Source organism: Methylobacterium sp. GXF4, from assembly GCF_000272495.1.
In the GTDB taxonomy this organism is placed as follows: domain Bacteria; phylum Pseudomonadota; class Alphaproteobacteria; order Rhizobiales; family Beijerinckiaceae; genus Methylobacterium; species Methylobacterium brachiatum.
This window is the reverse complement of sequence record NZ_AKFK01000073.1, coordinates 1-26,171: the sequence shown is the minus strand read 5'-3', so window position 1 is coordinate 26,171 and position 26,171 is coordinate 1. Positions and strand designations below refer to the sequence as shown.

At 70.5% G+C, this 26,171-nt stretch carries 25 protein-coding genes, 1 other RNA gene and 1 pseudogene; 17 read left to right on the top strand and 10 right to left on the bottom strand.

Annotation, left to right across the window (positions count from 1 at the left end; translation table 11 throughout):
* Positions 1-128: 128 nt before the first annotated feature.
* On the bottom strand, positions 129-1,424 hold the full coding sequence (locus WYO_RS20130; protein WP_007565896.1) for a VpsF family polysaccharide biosynthesis protein: 1,296 nt from the start codon (positions 1,422-1,424) through the stop codon (positions 129-131).
* Positions 1,421-3,526 (bottom strand): exopolysaccharide transport family protein, encoded by a 2,106-nt coding sequence (locus WYO_RS20125; protein WP_007565895.1) that lies wholly within the window; start codon positions 3,524-3,526, stop codon positions 1,421-1,423. Before WYO_RS20125 ends, WYO_RS20130 begins: the two co-directional genes overlap by 4 nt.
* 255 nt (positions 3,527-3,781) lie before the next feature.
* On the opposite strand from WYO_RS20125, the gene WYO_RS20120 reads away from it, so the two are divergent.
* The 9 genes from WYO_RS20120 (at position 3,782) to WYO_RS20090 (ending at position 10,942) form a co-directional block, all read left to right on the top strand.
* A complete protein-coding gene (locus WYO_RS20120) occupies positions 3,782-5,302 on the top strand; it encodes a hypothetical protein (RefSeq protein ID WP_007565893.1) in 1,521 nt (506 codons plus the stop codon).
* Positions 5,303-5,524: 222 nt separating this feature from the next.
* Entirely contained in the window at positions 5,525-5,773 is a 249-nt protein-coding gene (locus WYO_RS20115; RefSeq protein ID WP_007565891.1) for a hypothetical protein, read from the top strand.
* Between the two features lie 99 nt (positions 5,774-5,872).
* Positions 5,873-6,029: non-coding RNA, 6S RNA (gene ssrS / locus WYO_RS30060), on the top strand.
* Positions 6,019-6,636 (top strand): 5-formyltetrahydrofolate cyclo-ligase, encoded by a 618-nt coding sequence (locus tag WYO_RS20110; protein ID WP_007565888.1) that lies wholly within the window; start codon positions 6,019-6,021, stop codon positions 6,634-6,636. The genes ssrS and WYO_RS20110 overlap by 11 nt, the downstream gene beginning before the upstream one ends.
* Positions 6,637-6,639: 3 nt before the next feature.
* Positions 6,640-7,458: a TIGR00282 family metallophosphoesterase gene (locus tag WYO_RS20105; protein WP_007565887.1), complete on the top strand. Its 819-nt coding sequence runs from the start codon at positions 6,640-6,642 to the stop codon at positions 7,456-7,458.
* A gap of 84 nt (positions 7,459-7,542) precedes the next feature.
* The gene (locus WYO_RS32430) at positions 7,543-7,674 is read left to right on the top strand and encodes a hypothetical protein (RefSeq protein ID WP_268868443.1); all 132 of its coding nucleotides are present in this window, start codon (positions 7,543-7,545) and stop codon (positions 7,672-7,674) included.
* A 243-nt stretch (positions 7,675-7,917) separates the two neighbouring features.
* A complete protein-coding gene (locus tag WYO_RS20100; RefSeq protein WP_007565885.1) occupies positions 7,918-8,895 on the top strand; it encodes a MotA/TolQ/ExbB proton channel family protein in 978 nt (325 codons plus the stop codon).
* Positions 8,895-9,908: a peptidoglycan -binding protein gene (locus WYO_RS20095; protein WP_007565883.1), complete on the top strand. Its 1,014-nt coding sequence runs from the start codon at positions 8,895-8,897 to the stop codon at positions 9,906-9,908. Before WYO_RS20100 ends, WYO_RS20095 begins: the two co-directional genes overlap by 1 nt.
* Positions 9,909-10,219: 311 nt before the next feature.
* Positions 10,220-10,942: a hypothetical protein gene (locus WYO_RS20090; RefSeq protein WP_039903500.1), complete on the top strand. Its 723-nt coding sequence runs from the start codon at positions 10,220-10,222 to the stop codon at positions 10,940-10,942.
* Positions 10,943-11,285: 343 nt separating this feature from the next.
* Here WYO_RS20090 and WYO_RS20085 read toward each other — a convergent pair whose 3' ends face one another.
* On the bottom strand, positions 11,286-13,130 hold the full coding sequence (locus WYO_RS20085; RefSeq protein ID WP_007565881.1) for an ABC transporter transmembrane domain-containing protein: 1,845 nt from the start codon (positions 13,128-13,130) through the stop codon (positions 11,286-11,288).
* Between the two features lie 242 nt (positions 13,131-13,372).
* On the opposite strand from WYO_RS20085, the gene rpmE reads away from it, so the two are divergent.
* Positions 13,373-13,621 (top strand): 50S ribosomal protein L31, encoded by a 249-nt coding sequence (rpmE, locus tag WYO_RS20080; protein WP_007565880.1) that lies wholly within the window; start codon positions 13,373-13,375, stop codon positions 13,619-13,621.
* 447 nt (positions 13,622-14,068) lie between these two features.
* Positions 14,069-14,848 carry a MetQ/NlpA family ABC transporter substrate-binding protein gene (locus tag WYO_RS20075; RefSeq protein WP_007565879.1) on the top strand — a complete coding sequence of 260 codons (780 nt, stop codon included), beginning with the start codon at positions 14,069-14,071 and terminating at the stop codon, positions 14,846-14,848.
* A 50-nt stretch (positions 14,849-14,898) separates the two neighbouring features.
* Here the strand turns inward: WYO_RS20075 and WYO_RS20070 are convergent, their stop codons facing one another.
* Together WYO_RS20070 and WYO_RS20065 are read right to left on the bottom strand one after the other, a co-directional pair.
* Positions 14,899-15,429 (bottom strand): DUF1465 family protein, encoded by a 531-nt coding sequence (locus WYO_RS20070; protein WP_007565878.1) that lies wholly within the window; start codon positions 15,427-15,429, stop codon positions 14,899-14,901.
* 354 nt (positions 15,430-15,783) lie between these two features.
* A pseudogene (locus WYO_RS20065) lies at positions 15,784-16,197 on the bottom strand (copper chaperone PCu(A)C); the annotation flags it as partial.
* Positions 16,198-16,581: 384 nt separating this feature from the next.
* On the opposite strand from WYO_RS20065, the gene WYO_RS20060 reads away from it, so the two are divergent.
* Together WYO_RS20060 and WYO_RS20055 are read left to right on the top strand one after the other, a co-directional pair.
* Entirely contained in the window at positions 16,582-17,880 is a 1,299-nt protein-coding gene (locus WYO_RS20060) for a L,D-transpeptidase family protein (protein ID WP_007565876.1), read from the top strand.
* Between the two features lie 140 nt (positions 17,881-18,020).
* A complete protein-coding gene (locus WYO_RS20055) occupies positions 18,021-19,679 on the top strand; it encodes a calcineurin-like phosphoesterase family protein (RefSeq protein ID WP_007565875.1) in 1,659 nt (552 codons plus the stop codon).
* Between the two features lie 4 nt (positions 19,680-19,683).
* On the opposite strand, the gene WYO_RS20050 is transcribed toward WYO_RS20055, so the two are convergent.
* Both WYO_RS20050 and WYO_RS20045 read right to left on the bottom strand, forming a co-directional pair.
* Entirely contained in the window at positions 19,684-20,673 is a 990-nt protein-coding gene (locus tag WYO_RS20050) for a hypothetical protein (protein ID WP_039903499.1), read from the bottom strand.
* 270 nt (positions 20,674-20,943) lie between these two features.
* Complete coding sequence (locus WYO_RS20045; protein WP_007565871.1) at positions 20,944-21,522, bottom strand: type 1 glutamine amidotransferase domain-containing protein; 579 nt, start codon at positions 21,520-21,522, stop codon at positions 20,944-20,946.
* 147 nt (positions 21,523-21,669) lie between these two features.
* Between WYO_RS20045 and WYO_RS20040 the strand changes: the two genes are divergently transcribed.
* Entirely contained in the window at positions 21,670-21,873 is a 204-nt protein-coding gene (locus WYO_RS20040; RefSeq protein WP_007565870.1) for a hypothetical protein, read from the top strand.
* Positions 21,874-21,883: 10 nt separating this feature from the next.
* On the opposite strand, the gene WYO_RS20035 is transcribed toward WYO_RS20040, so the two are convergent.
* A complete protein-coding gene (locus WYO_RS20035) occupies positions 21,884-22,273 on the bottom strand; it encodes a hypothetical protein (RefSeq protein ID WP_007565869.1) in 390 nt (129 codons plus the stop codon).
* 316 nt (positions 22,274-22,589) lie between these two features.
* Here WYO_RS20035 and WYO_RS20030 point away from each other — a divergent pair, with 316 nt between their 5' ends.
* Positions 22,590-22,799: a cold-shock protein gene (locus WYO_RS20030; protein ID WP_007565868.1), complete on the top strand. Its 210-nt coding sequence runs from the start codon at positions 22,590-22,592 to the stop codon at positions 22,797-22,799.
* A 160-nt stretch (positions 22,800-22,959) separates the two neighbouring features.
* On the top strand, positions 22,960-23,196 hold the full coding sequence (locus tag WYO_RS20025; protein ID WP_007565867.1) for a hypothetical protein: 237 nt from the start codon (positions 22,960-22,962) through the stop codon (positions 23,194-23,196).
* A 129-nt stretch (positions 23,197-23,325) separates the two neighbouring features.
* Here the strand turns inward: WYO_RS20025 and WYO_RS20020 are convergent, their stop codons facing one another.
* Positions 23,326-24,141, bottom strand: coding sequence for a 3'(2'),5'-bisphosphate nucleotidase CysQ (locus WYO_RS20020; protein WP_007565866.1), 816 nt, complete (start codon positions 24,139-24,141; stop codon positions 23,326-23,328).
* 421 nt (positions 24,142-24,562) lie between these two features.
* Between WYO_RS20020 and WYO_RS20015 the strand changes: the two genes are divergently transcribed.
* The gene (locus WYO_RS20015; protein WP_007565865.1) at positions 24,563-25,018 is read left to right on the top strand and encodes a DUF6101 family protein; all 456 of its coding nucleotides are present in this window, start codon (positions 24,563-24,565) and stop codon (positions 25,016-25,018) included.
* 15 nt (positions 25,019-25,033) lie between these two features.
* Here WYO_RS20015 and ubiA read toward each other — a convergent pair whose 3' ends face one another.
* Complete coding sequence (gene ubiA, locus WYO_RS20010; protein WP_007565864.1) at positions 25,034-25,981, bottom strand: 4-hydroxybenzoate octaprenyltransferase; 948 nt, start codon at positions 25,979-25,981, stop codon at positions 25,034-25,036.
* Between the last annotated feature and the right edge of the window lie 190 nt (positions 25,982-26,171).

The following is a 26,171-nucleotide window of genomic DNA, read 5'->3' as shown; positions in this document are numbered from 1 at the left end:
GGCCTCGAAGGAGCCTTCCAGCCTGCCGCGCGATCCCTGGAGGGCTCCTTCGAGGCTCGCTGCGCTCGCGCCTCAGGATGAGGGGGTGGGGAGAGTAGGAGGAGCCGGGGGTAAGGCCGACCGAGGTGTCAGCCCCGCTCCCGAGGGGCGCCCGGCGGAAACAGCACGATCAGCATCATCGCGAACTTCGCGAGCATCGTGGTCTTCCCGGCCAGCCCCTCGAAGGTGTTGACCAGGATGACGAAGGTCAGGATCGGCAGCCAGACGCCGCGGCGGCACTGGCGGGCGATCTCGCCGAGATAGAGGCCCACCGCCACCACCAGCAGCGTCGTCACCAGGATGCCGTGGTAGAGCACGTCGGAGACGATCGAGTTCTCGATACCCCATTCCAGGCCGTAGATCCGCCGCAGGGTGCTCACCTGCAGGAGGTCCGGGGCCAGCAGCAATTGCCGGAACGGGATCGCGTCGAAGATCGCCAGCATGTCGACCCGGGCCTGGGCGCTGCCGCCGTCGGAGACGAACCGGCTCAGCAACGTGTCGAAGAAGCCCACCGCGGCCAGGACGGCGACCATCACGGGCAGCGCCGTCAGCACGAAGCAGGCGCAGGCCGCCCCGATCAGGGGAATCCGGTTGCTCCGCAGGGTCCGGTTGAGGGCGAACAGCCCGACGAGGCCGCCGAGCGCCAGGGTGGTCACGGTGGCCGAGCGGCCGCCGAAGGTCACCAGGGCGACGAGTTGCACGGCGATCATTCCGGCCCGGAGCGCAGGGCTCAGCCGGCCGCCGCCCTTGGCGAGCGCCAGGATGTAGCAGGCGGTGAGCGTCGCATTGACCAGCGGATGGCCCTGGAGCGCGGCCGAGCGCGTATCGGTCTCGAACGCCATGCCGTCGAACCGGAACGGGAAGAAGCGCTGGCCGCTGGCGAACTCGAACAGGCCGAGCATCGCGTTGGCGAGCATCATCAGGTGGAAGACGGTCTCGATCCGCCGCAGGGTCGCGGCGTCGCGATCCATCAGCAGGATCGGGATCAGGCCGGCCAGCACGAAGGTGTCGATCGAACCGGCCAGTCCCGTGCCGCCGCGGGCGGCGATCAGCACGAGGAGCAGCACGCCGCAGGTCGCGAGCAGCACGCAGGCCGGGCGGCGGTTGAGCGCCTGCGCCACCGGGATCACCGGGTTGCCGGCGCGCAGCATCGTCCAGCCGACGAGCGCCACCGCCATGTAGGTCGCCGGATGGATTTTCGACGGCGCCGAGCCGCTGATCCCGTCGTAATTGAGACCGAGCGCCCAGAGCAGGCCGCCCGACACGCCGACCAGAACCACGGTCAGCAGCACGAAGGCGAGCGATTCCGCGCGGGCCAGGCCAGCGCCGGGCCGCGACCGCGCGGCGAGCCGGTGCGCGAAGCCCGCGGGCCGCGCCGTGCTCACGCGCTGCGCCGGTCGAGCAGCAGGGAGCCCGAGACCGGCCGGCCCAGGGCCTGGGAGGTGTCGACGAGATCGATCAGGTCGCGCTGGCGGGTGGCGCCGTTGCAGACGACCAGCAGCAGCCGGTCCGCCGCCGCCGCGATCGGGCCGAGCCGCAGGTTCTCCGACAGGACGCCGCCATCGATCAGGACCAGCTCGAACCGGCCTTTCACGCCGGCCAGGAAGCGCTCGATATTGGCCGGCACCAGTGCGTCGCGGATCGGCTTCTGGGTGTCGCCGAGCCCGATCCGCCGCGCGCCGGTCTTCGGATCGACCTGCGTCACCGCGTTGAGGCTCTGCTCGCCGCGCAGCACGTCGAGCAGGCCGGCCGAGCCGCCGCCGTCGGCGCGCAGATCCGCATCGACCAGAAGAACCCGGTCACCGCGCGCCACCGCCACCGAGGCCAGCAGCGCGATCACGGCCCGGCGCTCCGCCGCCTCGGTCTCGCCGGAGGTCACCAGCAGCGCCAGCGACCGGCCGCGCGTTCCCTCTGCGGTGGCGAGATGGTCCAGGGTGAAGCTCGCGGCCGCGGTGCTGGCCCCACCCGGCTGCAGGCCCGGGATCACCGCGACGACGGGGGCGTTCGACAGCCGCTCCAGCTGGCGCGGCGACAGCACCGTCGGCTCCAGATATTCCCGGGTGAGCGCGATGCCGGCGCCGAGGCCGAGGCCGCCGGCGAGGGCGGCGGCGACCAGGATCAGGCGCGGCGGCCAGCTCGCATCCTGCGGCGGACGGGCCGAGGTGATGATCCGGGCGTTCGAGCTGTCGATGCCGGACTGCTCCTTGATCTCGCGGGTGCGGACCAGGAACGTGTTGTAGACCGTGCGGGCCGCCTCGACCTCCCGCTCCAGCTCGCGCAGCTGGACGGAGGATTGCGAGGTCACCGCGGATTGCCGCTGCAGCTTCTCCAGATCGGCGGCGAGCGAGCGCTCGTTGGCCTGGGCGCGCTGGTACTCGGTCTCGGCCGCGCCGGCGATGCGGTTCAGCTCGGCATCGATCAGCCGGCGGACATCCTGCATCTGCGTGCGCACGGCGGCGATGTAGGGATGGCGCTCGCCGAGATTGGTGCGCAGGTCCGCTTCCTTGGCGGCGAGCTCGGCATACTGGCCGCGCAGCCGGTCCACCGCCGAGGACTGGATGGCCTCCGGCATCGCGCCGGAGCCGATCGCCTGGCCGCGTGCGTCCTTGATCCCCTGCAGGCGCGCCTTCGCTTCGGCGGTGCGGGCCCGGGCGGCGACCAGGCGGGCGTTCGAATCGGTGAGCTGCTGCTCGTTCACCAGCCGGCCGCTCGACGCGATCAGGCCGTTCTTGGCCTTGTAATCCTCGAGCTTCTTGTCGGCGGCGTTGACGGTGTTGCGCAACTCGTCGAGGCGGCCGCGCAGGTCGCCCGCGGCGCGCTTGGCGGCGTCGGAACGGGCCTCGGTCTGGTCGGCGAGGTACGCGTTGGCGATGGCGTTGACGATCCGGGCCGAGAGATCCGGATCCGCCGTGGTGACGACGACGTCGATCACGAACACCTTGTCGGCGCGCTTGACCGCGAGCTTGCGCCGCAACTGGTCGAGGGCCCGGCCGCGCGCATCCACCGGGCGCTCCGCCTTCGGGCCCAGCACCATCTCCCGCAGCGAGGCGACGGTGCGGGAGATCAGCCCGGCGTGCGCAACCCCGAATCCCGGCTCGCTCTCGAGCCCCGCCTGCGCCACCGCCCGGCCCAGGACCGCGTCCGACTCGATCACCTTCACCTGGCTCTCGACCTGGGCGATGCCGCCATCCGGCGAGAGGGCGGCGGGATTGACGTCGTTGAGCACCACCTGCCGGTCGCGCGGGTCGATCAGGATCTGCGCGGTCGCCGTGTAGAGGGACGGGGTGATCAGGGCATAGGCCAGGACCAGCAGGCCGAGCACCAGGGCGGTGCCCAGCACGGTGCGCTTGCGCCGCCACAGGATGCGCCACAGGTCGCCGAACTCGGCGGTGGTGTCGGGCCGGGTCGGACCCGTCCGCTCCGGTTGTGCCGGATGGACCGGTGCGAGCCAGGTCGCGACGGCAATGTTACGGTCGATCTGTGCCACGATCGGTCACCATCGTCTCGAACTCGGTCGGTCCCTCGCGGGCCCCATCTCCTACTGCAAGAGTCGCGCAGACTGCTGACAATCCCTCAAGACTGCCGAGGGTCATCGGCGCAACCACCAATTACTCGGCGTCTGGTAAACGCCGTCAACCAAAGTCCGCTGCCTATAGGGTTATCGGTCTCGTTACCGTTTGGGAATTAGATCGGATCTGCGGCCGTTATCCGGCAGACCATCGACGGGGCGAAGGCGCTCATCATGCATGTGAGAGTTCGTCTCGACGGGGCCGAGCCGCGCCGCTGGCAGATCGCCCTGCTGCAGCGGCTCGCCGGCACGCCCGGCATCCGGACTGTGAGCATCGACGCGGCCGTCGTGCCGGACGGGTGGCCCGACACGATCGAGCTGCTGTTCCGGCTCGAGGCGCTGATCCACCGCCTGCCGCGCCTCGGCTCCGAGCGCCTGCCGCCGACCGCCCTCGACCCGTGGCGGCGGACCGACGCGAAGCCGGACGTGATCCTCGACCTGTGCGGCGATCTCCCGGCCGGCCCGGCAACCTGGCAGCTCGCCTATGACGGACGACGCGGCGACGACGCCCTCCTGGCGAGCCTGCTTGCCGGGGCGGTCCCCCGGCTGACCCTCGTCGCGGCGGGGACCATCGTGGCCGAGGGCCGGCTCGGCACCGACCGGCCGGGCATCCTGCTCGCCGGCGTCGACGACGCGCTCGCCCGGACGGTGACGCTGATCGCGGCCGCCCTCCGACGCCGCGCCGCCGGGCGCAGCGAACCGCCCTCGGTCGCGCCCTTGCCGCCCTCCGAGCCGGGGCGGACCCTGTCGGGCGGCGAGCTCGGGACCCGGGCCGCGCGGATGATCGCGGGCGCTGTCGTCCACCGCCTGTACCATCTCTGCTACCGCGCCCCGCACTGGCGCTGCGGCTGGCGGCGCCTCGACGGGCCGGACCTGATCGACCTCGGGCGCCATCCCGATGCCGGCTGGACCGACCTGCCGGATGACGGCCACCGCTTCTACGCCGACCCGTTCCCGCTGGCCTTCGGCGGAAGCACGCACGTCTTCGTCGAGGAATTCCCGCACGCCACCGGCAAGGCGATCATCTCCGCGGTCCGCTTCGGCCCGGACGGCCCCGAGGGCACGCCCGTCCCGGTGCTGGAGGAGCCCCATCACCTGTCCTACCCGTTCGTGTTCGAGCGCGACGGCGAGGCCTGGATGGTGCCGGAAAGCTCCGCCTCCGGCACGGTGGATCTCTACCGCGCCACCCGCTACCCCGGCGGCTGGGTGAAGGAGGCGACGCTGCTCTCGGGCGTGGTCGCCAGCGACGCGACCCTCCTCGAACAGGGCGGCCGCTGGTGGATCTTCGCCACCCTGCGCGATGCCGTCCCCGAGGCGCCCGCCGGGTCCGGATCCTACCACGACGCGCTCTGTCTCTGGTCGGCCCCCGATTTCCGCGGCCCTTATACGCCGCATCCGGCCAATCCGGTGCTGATCGATCCCGCGACCGCGCGGCCCGCAGGGCGCATCGTCGAGCGCGGCGGACACTTCATCCGCCCGGTCCAGGATTGCGCGACGGGCTATGGCCGCGCTCTCGGGCTGGCGCGGATCGACCGCCTCGACCCGGAAGGTTTTTCGCAGACCCTGATCGGCCGCATCGAGCCCGGCCCGGCCTGGCCCGGGTCTCGGCTCCATACCGTGAACACGGGCGGCGGCATCGAGTGCATCGACGGCTCGGCGCGGGCCCCGCGGATCCGGTTGCCCGGCCGCGTCTGACCCTGCACGCGAGCACTGCCTCCGCTGCCGGCGGCCACGGTACAGCCTGAGGCGTGGGCGGCTTTAGCCGCCAAAACGGTATCCGGCCCTCGACGCCGACCCGTTCTGGTGGATAACGCAACTTATACCTGATTTAATTCGCCGGAACTAATTGCATAGATTGTATTTTGGCTAGAGCGTCTCTGATATCGAAGGCTCCCGACCGATCGGAGTAGCGATTTCATGAGTGTGAGCGCGACGATCCAGTCCGACACGCACGCGCGCAGCGCCCTGAATGCCCGGCTCGTCCGGATCGCCGCGGTCGCGGGCATTCCGGTGGAGGCGTTCTTCTCCGAGCCGACCTCGGTGGCGCAGGCCGGTCTGATCGAGCTGATCCGGCTGTGGGACGCCGCTCCGACGGAAACCGTGCGGGCCGAGATCCTGGCCGGTACCCGCGCCGTCGTCGCCGGGGCGGCCGACCGGACGCGCTGACGGCCTGCGCCGGATCCAGGCCACCGGGCCGGTCCCGGCCTCGATATTTCGGTTCGCCGGGCTCTGGCAGGAACCCCACGAGATCGCTACATTGCGAAGGCGGGGCTGCAGAGTTCGTCAGGAGCACTTTCCCCGGGGCCTTATCGACTCCCTCGGGAGCTGTCCCTGGCCTCGTCCCTGGACTTGGCCAACACGGCGCCCACCTACTCTGTAGGTTTCCCGGGATCGATCCTCCAACGGCTCACGTGGCTCCGCACTCTCCTTCTCCTGAAGCCGACCCCGCCAAGACGGATGCGGCGCTCAAAGCCCGGCTGCGCGGCGCGGCGCTCGCCGCCCGGGACGCGCTGGAGCCCGCCGCCCGGCACGCGGCGTCCGCTCGGATCGTGCAGGCGCTCCTCACCCTGCCGGAGCTGGCCGAGGCCCGGCTGGTCGGCGCCTTCTGGCCGATCCGCAGCGAGGTCGATCCGCGCCCGGCCGCCGAGGGCCTGCTCGCCCGGGGCCAGCGGGTCGCGCTGCCGCACGTCACCCCCGAAGGCCTGATTTTCCGCGAATGGCGGGCCGGAGATACGTTGGTCGCCGGCCGCTTCGGCCTCAGCGAGCCCGACCCGTCTTTGCCGCCCGTGGAGCCGGACGCCCTGATCGTGCCGCTCGCCGCCTTCGACGGGACCGGCCAGCGCATCGGCTACGGCCGCGGCTACTATGACGGCGCGATCGCGCGCCTGTCCCGCACCCGGCCCGTCCTGACCGTCGGGGTCGGATTTTCCGTGCAACGGGTTGATCGCGTGCCGGCCGAGCCGCATGACCGACCGCTCCAGTTCGTGATCACCGAAGCGGGCGTGATCCGGTTCGACAGGAAGTCCTGATCCATGCGGCTGCTTTTTCTCGGCGACGTGATCGGTCGCCCGGGCCGTAGCGTCGTCTGCGAGCGCCTGCCCAAGCTGCGCGAGCGCTGGCGTCTCGACTGCGTCGTCGTGAACGGCGAGAATTCAGCCGGCGGCTTCGGCATCTCGGAGACGATCTGCGACGAGCTGATCCAGGCCGGTGCCGATGCCGTGACGCTCGGCAATCACAGTTTCGACCAGCGCGAGGCGCTGGTCTTCATCGCCCGCCAGCCGCGCCTGGTGCGGCCGGCGAACTACCCGCCCGGCACGCCCGGCCGCGGCGCCACCGTGGTGGAGACGCAGGGCGGCGCCCGGGTGCTCGTGGTCAACGTGATGGGGCGGGTCTTCCTCGACGCCATGGACGACCCGTTCACCGCGGTGGAGCGCGAGCTCTCGGCCTGTCCCCTCGGGGCCGCCGCCGACGCCGTGGTCGTCGACGTGCACGCGGAGGCGACCAGCGAGAAGCAGGCCTTCGGCCATTACCTCGACGGCCGCGCGAGCCTCGTGGTCGGGACCCACACCCACACGCCCACGGCCGACCACCGGATCCTGCCCGGGGGCACCGCCTACATGTCGGATGCCGGCATGTGCGGCGACTACGATTCGGTCATCGGCATGCAGAAGGACGAGCCGATCCGCCGGATGATCCAGAAGACGCCGGGCTCCCGCTGGGAGGTGGCTGGGGGCGAGGCCACACTGTGCGGCGTCGCGGTGGAAACCCAGGCGGACGGCCTCGCCACCCGGGTCGCGGCGGTTCGCCTCGGTCCGAATCTCGAAGAGAGCTGGCCGCGGTTCTGGGAGTAGAGGCGGATCGACGGCAGCCCGCGCAGGGTGCCGGGTGTCCCGGCATGGCACAGGTCCGGAACTTCGGCGGTCCGCATCCGTAGATTGCAGAGACCCCCGAACCCAGGGACCTCGCCAAGGGACCGCGCCATGCCGCAGATGTTCGACTGGATCTTCTTCGCCATCATGCTCCCGTTCCCGGCCTTCCTGGTCTGGGATTGGTACCAGCACCGCTAGCTCGCGCGGTCCGAGGCCCTTCGGCGCCGCGCCTCGGTGGCGTGCTACGCCGGATAGGCGGCTTGCGCGGGGCGTGAGCCGGCGCGGGTCGGACGATCGGAGCCGTCACCCCTTCCGGGGGGCTCGATCGCCGCACAAGCGTGACCGTGGAGAGACTTGATCGCGTGCGGGGCTACCCCCACAGTGGCCGCGACGGATCCCGCCCGCCGGCGGCTTCATGGTGAGATCAGGCTAGAGCGACCGATGGCCGCCCGCGACGACAACGAGAATAAAATACAGCCGCTGGCACGGCCCGGGATCTATCTCGGGCGGATGGTGATCTTCCTGATCCTGGTGGGCTTCCTCGCCTTCATCCTGTTCAAGCAGATCACGCCCGCCTTCCTGGCCAATCCGGGACTGAACGGGCTGATCCTCGGTGTGCTGCTGATCGCGGTGCTGATCGCCTTCGGGCAGGTTTTTCGGCTGTACCGCGAGGTCAGCTACGTCAACGCGGTGGCGAGCGGCGGCCAGGCCAAGAAGCCGCCGGCCCTGCTGGCGCCCATGGTGCCGATGATCGCCGCTCGGAAAACCGGGGCGCTTCTGCCGGGGACCTCGGGCTATCTCGACACGATCGCGGCGCGCCTCGACGAGGATCGCGAGATCCTGCGCTACATCGCGGGCATCCTGATCCTGCTCGGCCTGCTCGGCACGTTCTGGGGCCTGATCGACACCCTCTCGGCGGTGGGCGGGGTGATCAAGGGCATGCGCGGCGGCGGCGATGCCGGGGTGATGTTCGACGAGCTGAAATCGGGCCTGGCGGTACCGCTCTCGGGAATCGGCCTCGCCTTCTCGGCCTCGCTGTTCGGCCTCGCCTCCTCGCTGATCACCGGCTTCCTGGAGCTGCAGGCCAGCCAGGCTCATGCCCGTTTCCATAACGAATTGCAGGATTGGCTGCTGTCCGGCGCGTTGGCGGCCGAGACCGATGGCGCCGCCGCGATCCGGCCGGCCGCCGGCACCCAGGATCTCAAGGAGGCGATCGAGCGGTTGACCGCGATCGTCTCGGAGGGTGGGGGCGGCCGGGCCGCGACGCTCGCCATGACCAACCTCGCCGAGGGCATCCAGGGCCTCGTCCAGCATATGCGGGCCGAGCAGCAGATGATCCGCGACTGGGTCGAGGCGCAGGCGAGCCGTGAGCGCGAGCTGAAGCAGGTGCTCGACCGGCTGGGCCGGGAGCGGGTGTAGTGGCCTCGACCGCGGCCCGCTCCCGACGCTCCGTCAATGTCTGGCCGGGCTATGTCGACGCCCTGGCGACGCTTCTGCTGGCGGTGGTCTTTCTCCTCACGGTCTTCGTGGTCGGGCAGTTCTTCCTGTCGCAGGAGCTGACCGGGCGAGACGCGACTCTGGTCAAACTCAACCGGCAGATCGCCGACCTCACCGACCTCCTGGCCCTCGAGCGATCGAACCGCCGCAGCCAGGAGGACGAGGTCCGCAGCCTCCGCACCACCCTGGCCGGCGTCGAGGCCGAGCGCGATCAGGCGAAGTCCCAGGCCGAGGCCGCGACCGTCAGCCAGGGCGCCGCGGGCGCCCTCGACAAGCAGCTGGAGGCTGAACGCGGCGCGACCAAGCGGGCCCTGTCCCAGGTCGATCTGCTGAACGAGCAGATCAGCGCCATGCGCAGGCAGCTCGCCGCCCTCGAGGATGCGCTTGCCGCCTCCGAGACCCGGGACCGGGAATCCCAGGTGCGCATCGCCGAGCTCGGCAGCCGGCTGAACGTCGCCCTGGCCCAGAAGGTCCAGGAATTGGCCCGCTACCGCTCGGATTTCTTCGGGCGCCTGCGCCAGATCCTCGGCAACCGCCCCGACATCCGGGTGGTCGGCGACCGCTTCGTGCTGCAATCCGAGGTGCTGTTTCCCGGCGGCTCGGCGACGCTCAAGCCCGAGGCCGGCCCCGAGCTCGACCGGATCGCCGGGGCCATCGCCGACCTCGCCCGGCAAATCCCGGCGGACCTGCCCTGGGTCCTGCGGGTCGACGGCCACACCGATGCGCGGCCGATCAACACGTCGCAATTCCCGTCGAACTGGGCGCTCTCGGCGGCCCGGGCCATCGCGGTAGTGCAGTACCTCGCCGGCAAGGGCATCCCGCCGCAGCATCTCCTGGCCGGCGCCTTCGGCGAGTTCCAGCCCCTCGACGCCGGTACGACCGAGGAGGCCTACGCCAAGAACCGCCGGATCGAGATGAAGCTCACGGAGCGGTAGGGTCGGCGGCCCGACGCTTTCCATCGACCGCCCTGGTGCCCGGTGAGGTCAGGCGCCGGGCGGGGAGCGGCCCTCGCGGCATCCGCATTTCGGGATCCTTGTCCGAGTCTTGGACCTCCGATTCTGCGTCCAGGATAGTCGTGCGATCATCGTGCCTCACCCGATATTTAATCCGGGCTCGCAAATCTATTGTTTATTCGATTGCCGATCGTGAATAATGATTGGTCGAATTTGACCGACGGTCAGATCATTTAACGGCGGATTAGCCATTTCGACGCACCGTTGACGGCGAGGCGGGGATGGTTCCACCGATGTCCAAGCTGACCCTTTTCAGATGCGCGTCTCTCGTCGCGATCTTCGCGGTGCTCGGCGCGCTGCTCGCCGCCGGGCCCGGCTGGGGGCGGCCATCACCGTCCGCAGCAGCGACGTTCGAGCCGGGAGTCCTTGCCGGCCTGGTCGCTCTGGCCCTGGCGATGATCGGCGGCTGGTGGCTGGCGCGGTCCCGGTCAGCCGCCCCCCGGGGCTCTGAATCCGCCGGCCGGCACGGCCTGCGCTTGGACGCGTCCGGGGCGGCGATCGCATTCCGGCAGGCCGGGGAGGCCGACGCGATCGCAGAGGCGGTACGGATCTTCCAGCACGGGCTGGTCGCTCTGAGCGTTCAACCGGCCCAGCCGACATCCGCCGACACGATCGGGTCGCTCGCCGAGATGACCGCCCAGGCGAGTGTGATGGCGCTGAGAGCCACCCTCGCGGCCGCCCAGGCAGGTGGGGGTTTCGCGGCGGCTGCCGCCCGGGCGAGGGAACTGTCCGAGCAGGCCGCGGCGGTATCGGACGTGATCGCGGCTCAGGCGCAGCGGGTCGCGGGTGCGCCCGATCAGGACCTGTCCGGTATCGACGGTATCGCGGAACCGATCCGGGCGCTCCGCGCGGCCTCGGCCTCGATGGCGGCCACGGCGGCGCGGCCGGACTCGCCCGGGGTCGAACCGTCACCCGGCCGGACCCACAGCCTCGGCCGCAGTACTCGCGCCGCCTGAGCTCTCGAGGGCCGGGGCCGTATCAGGCTCAACGACCCGCCAGCGTGTCCTTGTCGGCGAAGATCCCGGGCGTGCCGCCGGTCATCAGGAACAGCACCGAAGATCCCGCCGGGTACAGACCGGCGCGCACGCCGTTCAGCCGCCGCCAAGGCGGGGCATCAGCCCGTCCAGGGGTTCGATCGGGGTCGGCTGCGCGAGGAACGGCAGGCGGGGAAGCGCGCGAGGTCCAAGTGGAGGCGGATCATCGCGGGCTTCTCCACCGCGCCCCCATTCCTGCCCCTCGCCGGCGCGGCGCACATCCGTCATCCGCGCCCGAGACCCGCGGGGACGGCCTCCGCGCCGCTTATTCGGCGGCGGGGATACGCTCGCCGCGGATGCGCAGACCCTTGCCGCGGGCGGTCTCGTCCAGGGCGTCGGTGAATTGCAGGCTCGCGAGCTGCGCGTAGAGCGCGCCCTGGGCCAGCAGGCTCTCGTGGGTGCCGGTCTCGACGATGCGGCCGTCGTCGAGGACCAGGATGCGGTCGGCTGCACGGATCGTGGCGAGCCGATGGGCGATCACCAGGGTGGTGCGTCCGCGCATCAGCGTGTCCAGGGCGGCCTGGACCGCGCGCTCGGATTCCGCGTCCAGCGCCGAGGTCGCCTCGTCGAGGAGCAGGATCGGGGCGTCCTTGAGGATCGCCCGGGCGATGGCGATGCGCTGGCGCTGACCGCCGGAGAGGGTGACACCGCGCTCGCCGACCTGGGTGTCGTAGCCCTGCGGCAGGGCGGTGACGAAGCCGTGCGCGTTGGCGAGCTCGGCAGCGCGCCGCACCTCGGCCTCGCCGGCCTCCGGGCGTCCGTAGCGGATGTTCTCGGACACGGTCCCGGAGAACACCACCGGATCCTGCGGCACCAGGGCGATGCGGGCGCGCAGGGCCTCCGGGTCGACCTGGGCGATGTCGGTGCCGTCGACCAGAACGCGGCCGCTCTGCGGATCGTAGAAGCGCAGGAGCAGCTGCAGCACCGTCGACTTGCCGGCGCCGGACGGGCCCACAATGGCGATGCGCTCGCCGGGAGCGGCCGCGAAGCTCAGCCCGTCGAGGGCGGCGTGGCCGGGGCGGGTCGGATAGGCGAAGCGCACGGCCTCGAAGGTCACGGCGCCGCGCGCCGGCTCGGGCAGCCGCGACGCCGGGACGGGCGTGCGGATCGCCGGCTCGGCCGCCAGGATCTCGGTGAGCCGCTCAGCCGCGCCCGCCGACATGGCGAGGTCGCCGTAGACCTCGGAGAGCTGGCCGAGCGCGCCCGCGCCGAACACCGCGTAGAGCACGAATTGCGAGAGCTCACCGCCGGTCATGGTGTGGTTGAGGACGCCCTGCGCGCCGTACCACATCACCCCGACCACCGAGGCGGAGATCAGGAAGATCGCCACGCCGGTCAGAAGCGCGCGGGCCCGGATCGAATCGCGGGCGGCGGCATAGGCCTCCTCGGAGGCGGCGGCGAACTTCGCGGCCGTCGTGCCCGAGCGCCCGAAGGCCTGCATGGTCCGCACCGCCCCGACCGCCTCGGCGGCGTAGGCGGAGGCGTCCGCCAGACGGTCCTGCGCGGCCCGGGAGCGCCGCCGTACGCCGCGGCCCGAGACGATCAGCGGGAACACGATGACGGGAATCGCCGCCAGCACCATCACGGAGAGCCGCGGGCTGGTGATCACCATCATGGCGGTCGCGCCGACGAACAGGAACAGGTTGCGCAGCAGGATCGAGACGGAGACGCCGAAGGCCGACTTGATCTGCGTCGCGTCGGCGGTGAGCCGCGAGACGATCTCACCGGATTGCGAGCGGTCGAAGAAGGCGGGATCGAGGATCGTCAGCCGGGCGAAGACGGCGCTGCGCAGGTCCGCGACCACGCGCTCGCCGAGGGTGACCACGGTATAGACCCGGGCCGCGCTCGACAGCGCGAAGGCCGCCACGACCCCGAGCAGGGCCAGGAAATAGGCATCGATGACGTTGGCGCCGTCGGCCGTGAAGCCGTGGTCGATCACCCGCCGCATGGCGATCGGCACCACCAGGGTCGAGGCCGAGGCGCAGATCAGGGCGAGGATTCCGGCGGCGATCCGCCCGCGGTAGCGCAGGGCGAAGGGCAGGAGCGGCCGGAGCGCGCTCAGCGGTGCCTTGGGCCGGCCGGAAGCGGCCGCTTTCGTCTTACGGGCCATCACGCCTCACGCGTCTCTTCCCACCCGGTCCACGGCGCTTGTTCCGGGAGAGAGCCTGCGATATACGCCGCCCCTCATCCGATTGCGCGTGTTCAATGGCCGCGGGCCGCCACCACGGTCGGCTTGGACGTGCCGTTGCCACGAACCTACGGTTCGGTGCAACCGCTGACACCTTCCGCATTCCGGGCCGGGCGGCGCCTCCTGCGCTCCCCGCCGGCGTGCCAGAACAGGAACGACAGGTCATGGCGAAGGACGCGGCCGCAAAGGCCAAGGGGACCGAGCACCCCGACTACCACTTCATCAAGGTCGTGATGACGGACGGCACCGAGTACCGGACCCGTTCGACCTACGGCAAGGAGGGCGACACCCTCAACCTCGACATCGATCCGCTCACCCACCCGGCCTGGACCGGCGGCGAGCAGAAGATGCTCGATCGCGCCGGGCGCGTCTCGCGCTTCAACTCGCGGTTCGGCAACCTCGGCAAGCGCTGATCCCCGACGGATCAGGCGGACCCGAATCAGAACGGGCGGTCCCTCGCGGGGCCGCCCGTTTCTGCTTGCGCGCTTGTCACGCCGCCCCGTCTGGGGCGGGTTTTTCCCGAGAAATCCTATGGCAAATTTTCCGGCCAGGCGGCGGGTTTGGTCCACATGATCACCCGCCGAAGAAAATAGTCTTTTGATAAGACGCGCCGCGACGGATCTTGCCGGGTTGGCCTGCGCCCGGGGGCCTCTTTTCCGGCCAAGCCGCGCCGTCGTAATGTCCGCTTCCGTCGATGATCGAACCGCGCAACGATCATCGGCCGTCCCGATCGCATATCGATCCGGTCGCGGGCGTTCTTCCCGGGTGATCGTCGGACGGTCTTCGAAGCGTCCGCCGAGAGACCCAAAACCATCTCAGGCGCTCGAAAGCTGCGAGCGCCGTTTTCGGGGTCGTCTTCCATGAAACGCTGGCTGTCGTCCGCCCTCGCCATCCTGCTCACCTTTGCCGCCCCGGCCTTCGCGGCCGAGAAGATCAAGGTCGGCATCATGAGCGATTCCGAGGATGTCTGGGCGAAGGTGAAGGCGATCGCCGCCAAGGACGGGCTCGACCTCGACCTCGTCGTGTTCTCCGACTACCTCGTGCCGAACGCCGCCCTCGATGCCGGGGACATCCAGGCCAACGCCTTCCAGCACAAGCCTTTCCTGGAGAACCAGATCAAGGCCAAGGGCTACAAGATCGTCCCGGTCGCCGACACGATCGTCTCGCCGATCGGCCTCTATTCCCGAAAGGTGAAGGCGGTCGGCGACCTGAAGACCGGCGCCGCGATCGGCATCCCGAACGACCCGTCCAACGGTGGTCGCGCCCTGCTGCTGCTGCAGGCCCAGAAGCTGATCACGCTGAAGGACGGCGTCGGCATCCTGCCCACGGTGCTCGACGTCACCGCCAATCCGAAGAAGCTGCAGTTCCGCGAGATCGACGCGGCCCAGCTGGCGCGCAGCCTCGACGATCTGGACGCCGCGGTGATCAACACGAACTACGCCGTCGAAGCCGGCCTGAAGCCGGGCAAGGACTCGATCGCGATCGAGTCGTCGGTCAACAACCCCTACAACAACTTCATCGCTGTGCGAGAGGCGGACAAGAACGCCCCCTGGGTGCCCAAGCTCGTCCACGCCTACCAGAACGACACGATCCGGGCCTACATCACGCAGAACCGGCCGGGCGAATTGCCGGCCTTCTGAGCCCCGCGCCCGCGGTCGGCCCCCCCCCGGGTCCGGCCGCGCGGCCGCGCTCAGCCCTCGCCCAGGCGGAACGCCATGCGCAGCAGGCCCTGCTGGGCCGCCACCGGGCTCTCGACCGGTGCCGGCGTCGGGCGGTCGTCCGCGATCAGCGAGTCGAGGTGGAGGATGCGGGCGTGCAGGCGCCGCGCCCGCATGATCAGCTGCTGCAGGCGCACCGGCAGCAGGTTGAAATCCGACTGCTTCGGCGGCTCGGCCTTGCCGAGCTTGACCCGGTGCTTCTCCTGCAGCGCCTCCGCCGGGGTCATCTCGCCCTCGGCGACCGCGCGCTGGACCAGCAGCCACGACGCGATCTGCATGAGCAGCGTGGTCAAACGCATGCTCTCCGCGGCGTAGCTCAGCGTCGCGTCCCGGGAGACGAGGCGCGACTCGTCCCGGCCCTCGCCGTCGAGATAGGCCGCCGTCTCCTCCACGAGCAGCATGCCGTCGCGGAACAGCGTCTTGAACGCCACGGAATTGACGTAGGTCTTGCCGAAATCGACCCAGTCCCGATCGTCCCGGAACGTGACATCGAAGCCGTTCATGTGCCTCTCCTGTGCCGCCGACGGGCCTAGCCGTCCCGGACCGGGACATTCCGGCCATGGCTCCCGGACGACGCAGCAATCCTAGCGCCGAACCGCGGCCGCATCAGGGTTAGATCTTTTTTAACCTTAACGACCGGGCCGATGGTTAAGATATGGCGCTCGTCGTCGCGTGCAAGCATTCGAAAGGAGACCTCGACACCGCCGAATACGCGGTGCCTCCGGCCGATCTTGGAACCGCTTGCGTGCAGGGCCTGCCCGCCCTCAACTGCTGGGCGAGGGCGGGCCAGATCAAGCGCCGTGGACTGTCCCGAAACACGCGCAGCGTGTCCCGGACTGCGGCGCGATCGACGTCTGCTAGTGGTGATGCTGGTGGCCGCCGCCCGGTGCGCTCGCGCCGATCGGCGCCACCGAGAACGTGACCGGCACGGTGCCGGCGCGCTGGAATGTCAGCGTCCCGGCCACGGTATCGCCGGCCTTGGGCGCGCCGGTCAGGCCCTCGAACATCAGGTGATAGCCGCCGGGCTTCAGCTCGACCGTCTCGCCGGGCTTGATCGTCAGGCCGCCCGAAACCGGGGCCATCTTCATCACGCCGCCCTCCATCGACATGGAGTGGATCTCGCCGGAGGTCGCGAACGGCACCGAGGCGCCCGTGAGCGTGTCGGGGGCCGAGCCGGTGTTGACGATCCGCACGTAGCCGCCCGCGACCTTGGCGCCGTTCGGCGTGGCGCGCAGCCAAGGCGTGTCGATCGTGAGATCGCCGGCCTTGACCGGCGCCGCCTCTGGGGCCGCCTGCGCCGTGCTCGCGAACAGGCCGAGGCCCAGCAGGGCCGTGCAAAGGATCTTCATGGGCATGCTTCCGTCCTGACTCGTCTAGCAATCGGTCCGCCCGCGACCGCGGCGGCGACCTGAGGCGCGGGCCGTGGGCGCCCGGCGCGGCCAGCCCGGACCGCCCGACGGTGGCATCTCTGCCACACCGTCCCGCGGGTGACAGTTGTCGCCGCGCCGCAGCCAGTCGTCAGGTGCGTTGGCGCACGCCGATGCCACAATCCGGCCCCTTCGATAGGGAGTCTTAAGGCCATCCCGACACCGTGGCGACCGGGTAGACCCGCTCTCGCCATGAACTGACGAACTCCGGACAAGAGCCAGCGACTGATGCGCACCAAGGCAACAAACCGGTTCACCGCCATCCTGGGCGTCGCCGCGCTCGGCACGCTCGGGCTCGGCGCCGCCGAGGCCCGAGACCAGGGCAACTACGCCCAGGCCGAGTGGGCGCAGGATTACGCCTCGCCTGCCGGCATGCAGGTGCAGCGCGAGACCGTGCCGATCCTGTCGCCCCAGACCGTGGCGGCCACCGAGCAGATGGTCGAGCGCTACCGGGAGATCGTCAACCGCGGCGGCTGGCGTCCGGTCTCGGGCGCCGAGCGCCTGCGCGTCGGCGCGAAGGGGCCGGCGGTGGCCGCGGTGCGCCAGCGCCTGATCGTCACCGGCGACCTCGATCCGGCCGCCGGCGGCTCGGGCGTGTACGATTCCTACGTCGCGGCCGGCGTGAAGCGCTTCCAGGCCCGTCACGGCCTCAGCCAGACCGGCGCGATGAGCCTCGCCACCCAGCAGGCGATGAACGTGCCCGCCGACGTGCGGCTGCACCAGCTCGAGACCAACGTCGTCCGCCTGCGCTCCTATTCGGGCGATCTCGGCCGCCGCTTCGTGATCATGAACATCCCGGCCGCCCTGGTGGAGACCGTGGAGAACGGCCAGGTCGTCACGCTGCACGCCGCCGGCGTCGGCAAGATCGACCGCCAGTCGCCGATCATGAACACCAAGGCGACGCAGATCAACTTCAACCCGACTTGGACGGTCCCGGCTTCCATCGTGAAGAAGGACCTGATCCCGAAGATGCAGAAGGATCCGAACTACCTCACCGACAATAAGATCCACATCCTGTCGGGCAATGGCGAGGTCTCGCCGCGCTCGATCAACTGGAACTCGGATGAGGGCACGCGCTACACCTACCGGCAGGAATCGGGTGCCGATTTCAACTCGATGGGTATCGTCCGCATCAACATCCCGAACCCCTACGGCGTGTTCATGCACGACACGAACACCAAGGGCGTGTTCGGCGACGATTTCCGCTTCATCTCGTCGGGCTGCGTGCGCGTGCAGAACGTGCGCGAGTACATCACCTGGCTGCTGAAGGAGACCCCCGGCTGGGGCCGTGAGCAGGTCGAGCAGGCGATCGAGAGCGGCAAGCGCGTCGACGCCAACATCGCCCAGCCCGTGCCGGTCTACTGGACCTACATCACCGCCTGGGCGACCCCGGACGGCCTCGTGCAGTTCCGCGACGACATCTACAAGCGCGACGGCGTGAACGTGCCCTCGACCATCGGGGCGCCGACCCCGGTCGCCAGCGCCGAGCCGCTGCCCCAGACCTTCGAGCCCGGCGACGAGGAGTAAGCGCTCCGCGCCTCGGCCCGACGGCTTCATCCGAGGCCCGCATCCCATCCGGGGTGCGGGCCTCGTGCGTTTCGGGGCCGCGCTGTCATCGGGCGGTCAAACGCCTCTGCTTGGCCTTTGCCGCCGAGCAGGAGCCCCCGATGTCGCGCGATTCCAATCCCGCACCCGCACGCCTCACCCGCCGGGAGACCGTGGCCGGCGCCGCCGCCCTCGGCCTCATCGCCGGCCGCGCCGGGGCGCAGGAATCCGGGGAGGCCACCGGCATCGTCTATGCCGTCCCGGCGCCCGGCGCCGACCGCGCGCCGCTGCCGGGCGTGCTGGTCTCGAACGGCCGCGAGGTCGCGCGCACGGACGGGCAGGGGCGTTATCGCCTGCCGATGCCCGGGGACGGCGCGGTCTTCGTGATCAAGCCGCCCGGCTACGCCCTGCCGCGCGATGCCGACAACGTGCCCCGGCACTCCTACATCCACCAGCCCAACGGCACGCCGGCGAGCCTCGGCCTGCACTACCGGGGCCTCGCACCCACCGGCCCGCTTCCGGCCTCGATCGACTTCACCCTGACCCGGGTCGACGAGCCCGCGGATTTCGACGTGATCCTGTTCACCGATCCGCAGCCCGAGAGCCGGTTCGAGCTCGACCATGTGCGCGACACCGCGGTCGCCCGGGCGATGACCATCCCGGCGGCGTTCGGCCTCACCACCGGCGACGTGCTGTTCGACGACCTCTCGCTCTACGGCCGCTCCAACCGCATCGTCGGCCGGATCGGGCTGCCCTGGTACAGCCTGCCCGGCAACCACGACCTCAACATGCAGGCCCCGGACGCGCGCTACAGCCGCGAGACCTGGAAGCGCGTGTTCGGCGCGCCGAGCTACGCGTTCCGGCACGGGCGGGTGCTGTTCGTCATGCTCGACAACGTGGAGTGGATGGGGCCGCCGGTCCCGGTCGGTGCCAACACCTACCGGGGCCATATCGGCGAGCGGACGCTCGCCTTCCTGAAGAACCTCCTGGCCGAGATCCCGCCGGACGACCTGATCGTGCTGGCGACCCACATCCCGCTGCTCACCGATACCGGCGACGACCCGCGCAGCGCGACGATCGACCGGGCGGCGCTGCTCGACGTGCTGGCCGGCCGCAAGGTGCTCAGCCTCGCCGGCCACACCCACACCACCGAGCATCACTACCCGGCGGACGGGCACCACCACCACGTCATGACGGCCGTGTCGGGCTCGTGGTGGAGCGGGCCGGATACCCGGACCGGCATCCCCTCGGCCGACAGCCGCGACGGCACGCCGAACGGCTTCCACGTGCTCTCGATCCGCGGCACCGACTACACGACCCGCTTCGTCCCCGCCCAGGGCGAGCCGGACGCGACGATGCGCATCGCCTTCGAGAGCGAGTTGCGTCCCGCCGCCCCGGAGATCGTCCGGGCGAGCCATCCGATGCAGGGCCTGCGCCCGCCGGTCCCGCAGGAGGCGCTGGCCTCGACCAACCTCGTGGTCAACGTGTTCGACGGCGGCCCGCGCACGACCCTGACCGTGGGGATCGGCGACCGGGCGCCGGAGCCGATGGTCCGCACCCGGCGGCTCGACCCGTTCGTGACCGAGCTCTACGCGCGGTACCCCGAGACCAAGAAGAGCTGGGTCCAGGCGACGCCCTCGACCCATATCTGGACCGCCCGCCTGCCGGACGACCTCCCGCCCGGCGCCCACCGGGTCACCGTGGCGGGGACGGACGAGTATGGCCGTCCGATCCGCGCCTGCGCCGTCCTCGAGGTGACCGGCGACGGCGCGCGCGGCTGACAGTTCACGTCGGCGCGGCCCGGGCGGGCGATCGCGATGTCTGCATCGCGGTCGAGGCGGCTTCGATCGCCGTCGCGATCGCGGCGATCAGGGCGGCGGTGACGAGCGCGGCCTGCGCCAGGCCCTGGACCGGGTGGCCGAACAGGGTCCGGCACGTGAACAGCGCCAGGTTCGAGGCGACCAGGTAGATCAGGACATGCCGCCCTGGGCTCGTCATAAAGCGGGGGAGGGCGACGCGCCGGACGATCGCCATGCTGGCCGCCCGATAGAGCAGGAGGAACAGGGCCGGTCCCACGACCCACAGGGTCGAGGGCGGGAAGCGGGCGGGCGGACGCTCAGCCGTCATCGCCACGGCGAGAAACCCGTAGGTCGCCAGGGCGGCAAGGCACAGCGCGAGGCGGCCGAACGGTTCCGGCTTCCCGGCATAGAAGGCTCCGAGAAACAGCCACATCGCGTAGGGCGCGAGCGGGAAATACGTGGTGTTCGGCGCGCTGAACAGGATCCTCAGCCAGGGCAGATCGAAGGCCTCGATCTGGACGCATCCGGACAGGGCCGAGAGGGCCAGGCCCAGGGCCAGGATCGCTGGCTGCGCGGCGAGCGGGCCGAGCCATCGCCCGATCCCGATCATCGCGAGGCTCAGGACGAAGAACGAGGCCAGGAACTCACTGTGGCCGGGCAGGTCGGTCAGCGTCACCACACCCAGGATCCGCGTGCCGGACCAGCCGGTTCGCTCGATCAGCAGCAGATGCGCGATGCCCGACAGGTAGAAGGCCAGCAGGATTTGCGCGGGGCCCTTGAGCCGGGCCCAAACCGTCCCGGCCCTATCCCTGCGGCGGGACAGGGCCGTTCCCCACCCGAACGCGAACAGGAAACCCGAGAAGCTGATGAGATTGATGACGTTCGACAGGCCTTCCGCCAGCCTGTCGCCCGGCGCCTGAACGATCTGGACGACGTGGGCGAAGACCATGCCGGTGACGAGAAGCGTCTTGAACACATCCAGATCGAGGCACCGATCCCGGCGTTCATTCCTGCTGGACAAGCGGGCCCCTCGGACGGCGGCGGACGCCGTGATGCGCTGCCGTGAGCGTCGCCGCCCCGTGTAAAGATGACGTGTCCGAACGGAGCGGCCTGCTTCGTGCCGGAGTACGATCGGTTGACGACCGCGCACCCTGCTCTTCCGCGCCCGCCTCGCCGGCAGGCTCCTCCGAGGGGGGGCTCCCCGGACCGGGCGGAGCCGATCCGGGGCGGATGCGTAGAGCGGATGTCAGGCGGCGAGCTGCCGGGTGCCGTGGCCGCCCTCCTGCACCTCCTCGACGATCTTGGCGCAGAAGGCGTCGAGATCGCCCGGGTTGCGGCTGGTGATGATGCCCTGGTCGGTCACCACGGCCTCGTCGTGCCAGCGGCCGCCGGCATTGATCACATCGGTGCGGATCGAGGCGAACGACGTGAGGTCGCGGCCCTTGGCCGCGCCGGCCTCGATCAGCAGCCACGGCGCGTGGCAGATCGCGGCGACAACCTTGCCGGAGGTCAGGAAGCTCCTGATCACCTCCAGGGCCTTCGGCTCGAGCCGGAGCTTGTCCGGGTTGATCTGGCCGCCCGGCAGGACCAGCGCATCGTATTCGGCGGGGTCGACGCGCTCGAGATCGATGTCGACCGCGACTTCCTTGCCCCAGTCGGTCTTGTCCCAGCCGCGGATCGTGCCCTTGCTCTCGCGCGATTGCGGCGCGGCCACCGACACGGTGGCGCCGGCCTCGGCGAGCTGGGTGTGCGGGACGGTGAGTTCGCTTTCCTCGAAGCCGTCGGTGGCGAGGATCAGGATCTTGGCTTGGCGGATATCGGGCATGGCGGGCCTCCTTGATGGGCGGTCTGCCCGGTCAACGGAGGTACCTGGGCGCTGTTCCGCGCCGCACCGGATCCGGGCTTTACCTGCGGAACCCCCGGAGGGGCGGCCCGTTGATCCGGCATCCCGAACACCAGCAGGAGACGCGCCATGGCCAATCCCGGCGTTCCCGATCCCACGCCCGGCGATCTGCCGCCGCCGCCCCCCTTGCCCGAGGACGAGCCCGATGTCGGACCGACCGGACCGCGCACGCCCTATCCGGTGAACGATCCCGGCGTCGGCGAGCCCGGCGGCCCGGGCTCCGAGCCCGACGTCTTCCCCGGATCGCCGACCGATCCCGGCACGCGGATGTGATCCGGCGGGTTCAGTGACCGCCGTGCGAGGTGCGTACGTCGCGCGGCGCGCTGAGGATTTCAGAGAGGCTCGTCACCACGTGGCGGGCCTCTTCGTCCGTCAGGCGCAGCTGGAACGGCGGCAGCGCGCCGGCCTGGAGCGCGACCACGGCCTGGCCTTCCTCGTCGGTGCCGATCTCGATCGCCGAGGACGTGACGTCGAGCATCGCGACCTCCTCGTCGCCCAGGCCCTCGGTCAGGTCGGGCTCGTCGGTGTCGTCGATCGCCGTGAGGAGCTGCCCGACGGCCCGCACCAGAGCGCGGGCGGCGCGGGCATCCATCACCACTGCCGTCGCCTGATCGTCCTTCTGGAAGGAGAGCTGGATGTTCGCACCGTCCAGCGAGACCGAAATGCCTGCCATGTATCGTCCGGGAGCCACGCGCCTTAACTGTCTGTCCGCGTTCCGTATATGCAACGAGAACGCCGGAAATCACAGGGGGCGTCGCGCCGCTACGGTTGGCCCGCCGGGCCTGCGACCGAGAGGCCGCGCCCGAAACGCCTTGTTGCCGCCGCAGCCAGCGCCTAAATAGAGCCTCGGGGGGCTTTCCCATCGAGACCGGCGCTTTCCAACGCCCGGCGTCTCGCGCCCTGCCACACTGGCCAACCCAGCAAGACCGTGGTGCATCGCGCGGCTTTTTCGCCGTGCGCATGACCTATGGACGAACGAGGTACCCTACGTGAATACCGGCACTGTGAAGTGGTATAACGAGACCAAGGGCTACGGCTTCATTCAGCCCGATGACGGCGGCAAGGACGTTTTCGTTCACATCTCCGCCGTAGAGCGGGCTGGCATGCGTAACTTGGTCGAGGGCCAGCGGCTCTCGTACGAGATCCTGACGGACAAGCGCAGCGGCAAGGACGCCGCCGGCAACCTTCAGGCCGCCTGAACCCGCGAACGGGATTGAACCGGCCGCACCAGGCGGCTCCCCCTTCCGACGCTTCCATCCGGGCGATCGCCCGGGCCGCGGGGGCGTCGGAGGCAACCAGCAGAAACGACGCCGGGCGCGCACAGACGTCCGGTCCAGAAAAGAAAAGACACACGCGATAATGATGTTCGAATACACGCGGCGCCGCGGCGTCCGCTCCCCCGTCACCGATGCGTCGACCTTCCGGGTCGGTCGGCTGGCGCGGGCCAATTCCGCGAACGAGGCCGGGACCGATCTCAGCAACCTGATCGATCGGTCCTACAACTACCATTCCCCCCGGGAACTGCGCTGGCATCTCGCCGAGCGCTTCGGGCTCGCGCCCAACGCCGTGGTCATCCGCGAGGCGGCGGCGGCCTGAGGGCCGATCCGGCCCGATAGGGTCCCCGCACGTTCAGAGCGTCTGGAGCCGCGTTCGATCGATGATCGAGCACGGCTTTTGCGTGGGTGCGAGCCGACGCGCGTCGCCCGCTTGCGCCCCGGCGCGGCCCTATCGATCCCAGGCCGCCAGAACCAAGTCGCGCAGGGCGACCGGTGTCGCCAGCAACTCGCCATGGACCGGGTCGGGCCGGTTGTAGGTGGTCGCCTGACCCTTGAGGTCGCAGACCACGCCGCCGGCCTCACGCAGGATCAGGTCGGCCGCCGCGATATCCCAGTCGCGGGCATTGCCGGAGATCAGCCCGACATCGACCGAGCCTTCCGCCACCCGGGCGAGCCGCAGGGCCAGCGACGGGATGCGGTCGATCCGCTCGAAATCGACATCGGCGCCGGCGCCCCGGGACAGGCGGTCGAGCATCGGCTTCGGCCCGGTGATCCGCGCGCCGGGCAGCGTCTCCTTGGCATCGACCCGGATCGGCTCGCCGTTCCGCGTGGCGCCGTGTCCCAGCACCGCCTCGTAATCGGCATTGCCGACGGGGGCGTGGACGAAGCCGATCCGCGGCTGGCCGCCGGCCAGCAGCGCGACCGCGATCGACCAGTCGGGATGGCCCGACAGGAACGCCCGGGTGCCGTCGATCGGGTCGACGATCCAGACGAGGTCGTGGCCGATGCGCGACGGGTCGTCCGCGGTCTCCTCGGACAGCCAGGCCGCCTCCGGCACCAGCGCGCTCAGGCGGATCTTCAGGAAGGTGTCGACCGCCACGTCGGCCTCCGTCACCGGAGACCCGCCGGCCTTCGACCAGATCCGCGCGGAGGTCTGGCCGCCCAGCCTGAAGAACGGGCGGGCGATATCGGCGGCCTCGCGCATGACCGCGCGCAGGTCCGGCATCAGGGCGGATACGGCCGCGTCGGAGAGGGGCTCGGGCATCGCGCTCCGCAGGGAATGCGTCAGGCCCGGATCGGGCCACGTCGGGGCCTCCGCCCGGCAGGTCGGAGGTACTGAGCCGGCTCGGCAGGAGGTTGTGGGTACCGGAGGGCCGTGCCGCCCGGTGGCCTCCGTTGTAGGGCGCCAGCCCCACGGCCACAAGGATCCGCACTCCACCACCGGGATCGATCGAGACTGATCGATTTTCGCAAGGAGTTGTTGAGCATTCAAGGAAGCATTGAGCATTCCTCAAATGACATCCCCGTCCAGAATCGCTTAACGACGGTGCTTAAGCTGTGCGGAGGAGTTCGGGTGCGATTTTGCTTGGCACAACGGACGGCCCGACACGGGTCGCCACTTGCCCCAGGGACTCGGACAGATGAACACTTCCTCGTTCACGGACGAACGTCGCGAAGGACCTTTCATGGATGCCCAAGGGGCCGCTTCCGCTTTCGCCCCGTCGCCCCTGCCGATGATCGGCCGGGTCTCCGGCGCCCGCAAGGCCGCCGGGATCGCCCTGGCCTACGCCACCGAGGACGCTGAGATCTGCGGCGCCGACCGGTTCAGCCTGATCCTGGTCGATGCCGAGGGCGAGGAGCTGCACCGCCTCGGCTGCTTCGACGAGGACGACGTGGTCGCCATCTGGCGGGACATCGCCGCCCGGGCCGGGCTGGTCCGGATGATCGTCCGGGAGGACGGCGTGCTGGTGCCGGTCTCCGAGCAGATCGGCCGGCTGATCCTCGGTCGCGTGCGCATCCGCCGCCGGCATGCCGGGCTCGGTGCCCGCCGCCCGCGCTTCCTGGCCCGCCGCAAGACCGGCCGGCTGCCGGCCCGTCCGCAGATCTTCCGCGGCGAGAACGAGATCATCGCCCGCACCTGATCGCGCTGCCGGATCTCAGGAGAGGCTGCGCAGCAGCGCGTCCGCCGAGAGCCCGACGAACAGGATCAGGCCGGCATCCCGGTTCGAGCGGAACAGGGTCAGCGCACCCCGCCCGTCGCGCTCCCGCAGCGACAGGACCTGCCATCCGAGATGCGCGGCGAAGGCCGCGACCCCGAGAAAACCCACGAGTCCCGCGCCTGCGCCCCAGGCGGCCAGCGCGACGAACAGCGCGGCGAGCGCGTAGCACAGGCCCACGGCGCCCCGGACGTGCCGGCCGAACAGGCGGGCCGAGGAGTGGATGCCGGCGATCTCGTCATCCTCGATGTCCTGGACCGCGTAGATCGTGTCGTAGCCGACCACCCAGCAGATCGTGCCCGCGTAGAGCAGCAGCGCCGGGGCATCGAGGCGGGCGAACAGGGCCGCCCAGCCCATCAGCGCCCCCCACGCGAAGGCCAGGCCCAGCACCGCCTGCGGCATCGGCATGACCCGCTTCATGAACGGGTAGATCGCGACCGGCAGCAGGGAGCACAGCCCGACGAGCACCGCCTGCTCGTTGAACTGCAGCAAGACCGCCAAGCCGACGAGCAGCTGAGCCAGCAGGAACAGCGCCGCGTGGCGCGGCCGGACCTGCCCGGAGGGGAGGGGACGCTGGCGCGTGCGCTCGACCTGGGCGTCGAGGTCGCGGTCGGCGATGTCGTTGTAGGTCGAGCCCGCGCCGCGCATCGCCACCGCGCCGATCAGGAACAGCAGGCCGTGCCAGGGATCGGGGAAGGACAGGTCGGCCTTGATGGCCGCCAGGGCGGACGACCACCAGCACGGCAGGAGCAGGAGCCACCAGCCGATCGGCCGGTCGATGCGCGCCAGGCGCAGATAGGGCCGCCAGGGCCGCGGCGCCGCGCGCTCGACCCAATGCCCGCTCACCGCGTCGGCCGGACGCCCGTCCTCTGCCGCCGTCCCGCTCATCGGTCGGATCTCCGGTCGTCCCACGCGCAATCCCGCTCCGTCACGGAGCTAGCAGATTCACACATCAGGGCCGGCAGCAAGCGCCCGAAGCGCTGCGTCCTGTCTCCAGGGAAGTCTCTCCCAGGCCGACACGTGTTTCCCTCCCCCCTCTGCGGGGGAGGGTGGCCCCCGAAGGGGGTCGGGAGAGGGG

Bases quoted from the DNA above. Each gene is read 5' to 3' on its own strand.
- WYO_RS20120 (WP_007565893.1), top strand. From the start codon at position 3,782: ATGCATGTGAGAGTTCGTCTCGACGGGGCCGAGCCGCGCCGCTGGCAG.
- WYO_RS20115 (WP_007565891.1), top strand. From the start codon at position 5,525: ATGAGTGTGAGCGCGACGATCCAGTCCGACACGCACGCGCGCAGCGCC.
- WYO_RS20105 (WP_007565887.1), top strand. From the start codon at position 6,640: ATGCGGCTGCTTTTTCTCGGCGACGTGATCGGTCGCCCGGGCCGTAGC.
- WYO_RS20100 (WP_007565885.1), top strand. From the start codon at position 7,918: ATGGCCGCCCGCGACGACAACGAGAATAAAATACAGCCGCTGGCACGG.
- WYO_RS20090 (WP_039903500.1), top strand. From the start codon at position 10,220: ATGTCCAAGCTGACCCTTTTCAGATGCGCGTCTCTCGTCGCGATCTTC.
- WYO_RS20085 (WP_007565881.1), bottom strand. From the start codon at position 13,130: ATGGCCCGTAAGACGAAAGCGGCCGCTTCCGGCCGGCCCAAGGCACCG.
- rpmE (WP_007565880.1), top strand. From the start codon at position 13,373: ATGGCGAAGGACGCGGCCGCAAAGGCCAAGGGGACCGAGCACCCCGAC.
- WYO_RS20075 (WP_007565879.1), top strand. From the start codon at position 14,069: ATGAAACGCTGGCTGTCGTCCGCCCTCGCCATCCTGCTCACCTTTGCC.
- WYO_RS20070 (WP_007565878.1), bottom strand. From the start codon at position 15,429: ATGAACGGCTTCGATGTCACGTTCCGGGACGATCGGGACTGGGTCGAT.
- WYO_RS20060 (WP_007565876.1), top strand. From the start codon at position 16,582: ATGCGCACCAAGGCAACAAACCGGTTCACCGCCATCCTGGGCGTCGCC.
- WYO_RS20055 (WP_007565875.1), top strand. From the start codon at position 18,021: ATGTCGCGCGATTCCAATCCCGCACCCGCACGCCTCACCCGCCGGGAG.
- WYO_RS20045 (WP_007565871.1), bottom strand. From the start codon at position 21,522: ATGCCCGATATCCGCCAAGCCAAGATCCTGATCCTCGCCACCGACGGC.
- WYO_RS20040 (WP_007565870.1), top strand. From the start codon at position 21,670: ATGGCCAATCCCGGCGTTCCCGATCCCACGCCCGGCGATCTGCCGCCG.
- WYO_RS20035 (WP_007565869.1), bottom strand. From the start codon at position 22,273: ATGGCAGGCATTTCGGTCTCGCTGGACGGTGCGAACATCCAGCTCTCC.
- WYO_RS20025 (WP_007565867.1), top strand. From the start codon at position 22,960: ATGATGTTCGAATACACGCGGCGCCGCGGCGTCCGCTCCCCCGTCACC.
- WYO_RS20020 (WP_007565866.1), bottom strand. From the start codon at position 24,141: ATGCCCGAGCCCCTCTCCGACGCGGCCGTATCCGCCCTGATGCCGGAC.
- WYO_RS20015 (WP_007565865.1), top strand. From the start codon at position 24,563: ATGGATGCCCAAGGGGCCGCTTCCGCTTTCGCCCCGTCGCCCCTGCCG.
- ubiA (WP_007565864.1), bottom strand. From the start codon at position 25,981: ATGAGCGGGACGGCGGCAGAGGACGGGCGTCCGGCCGACGCGGTGAGC.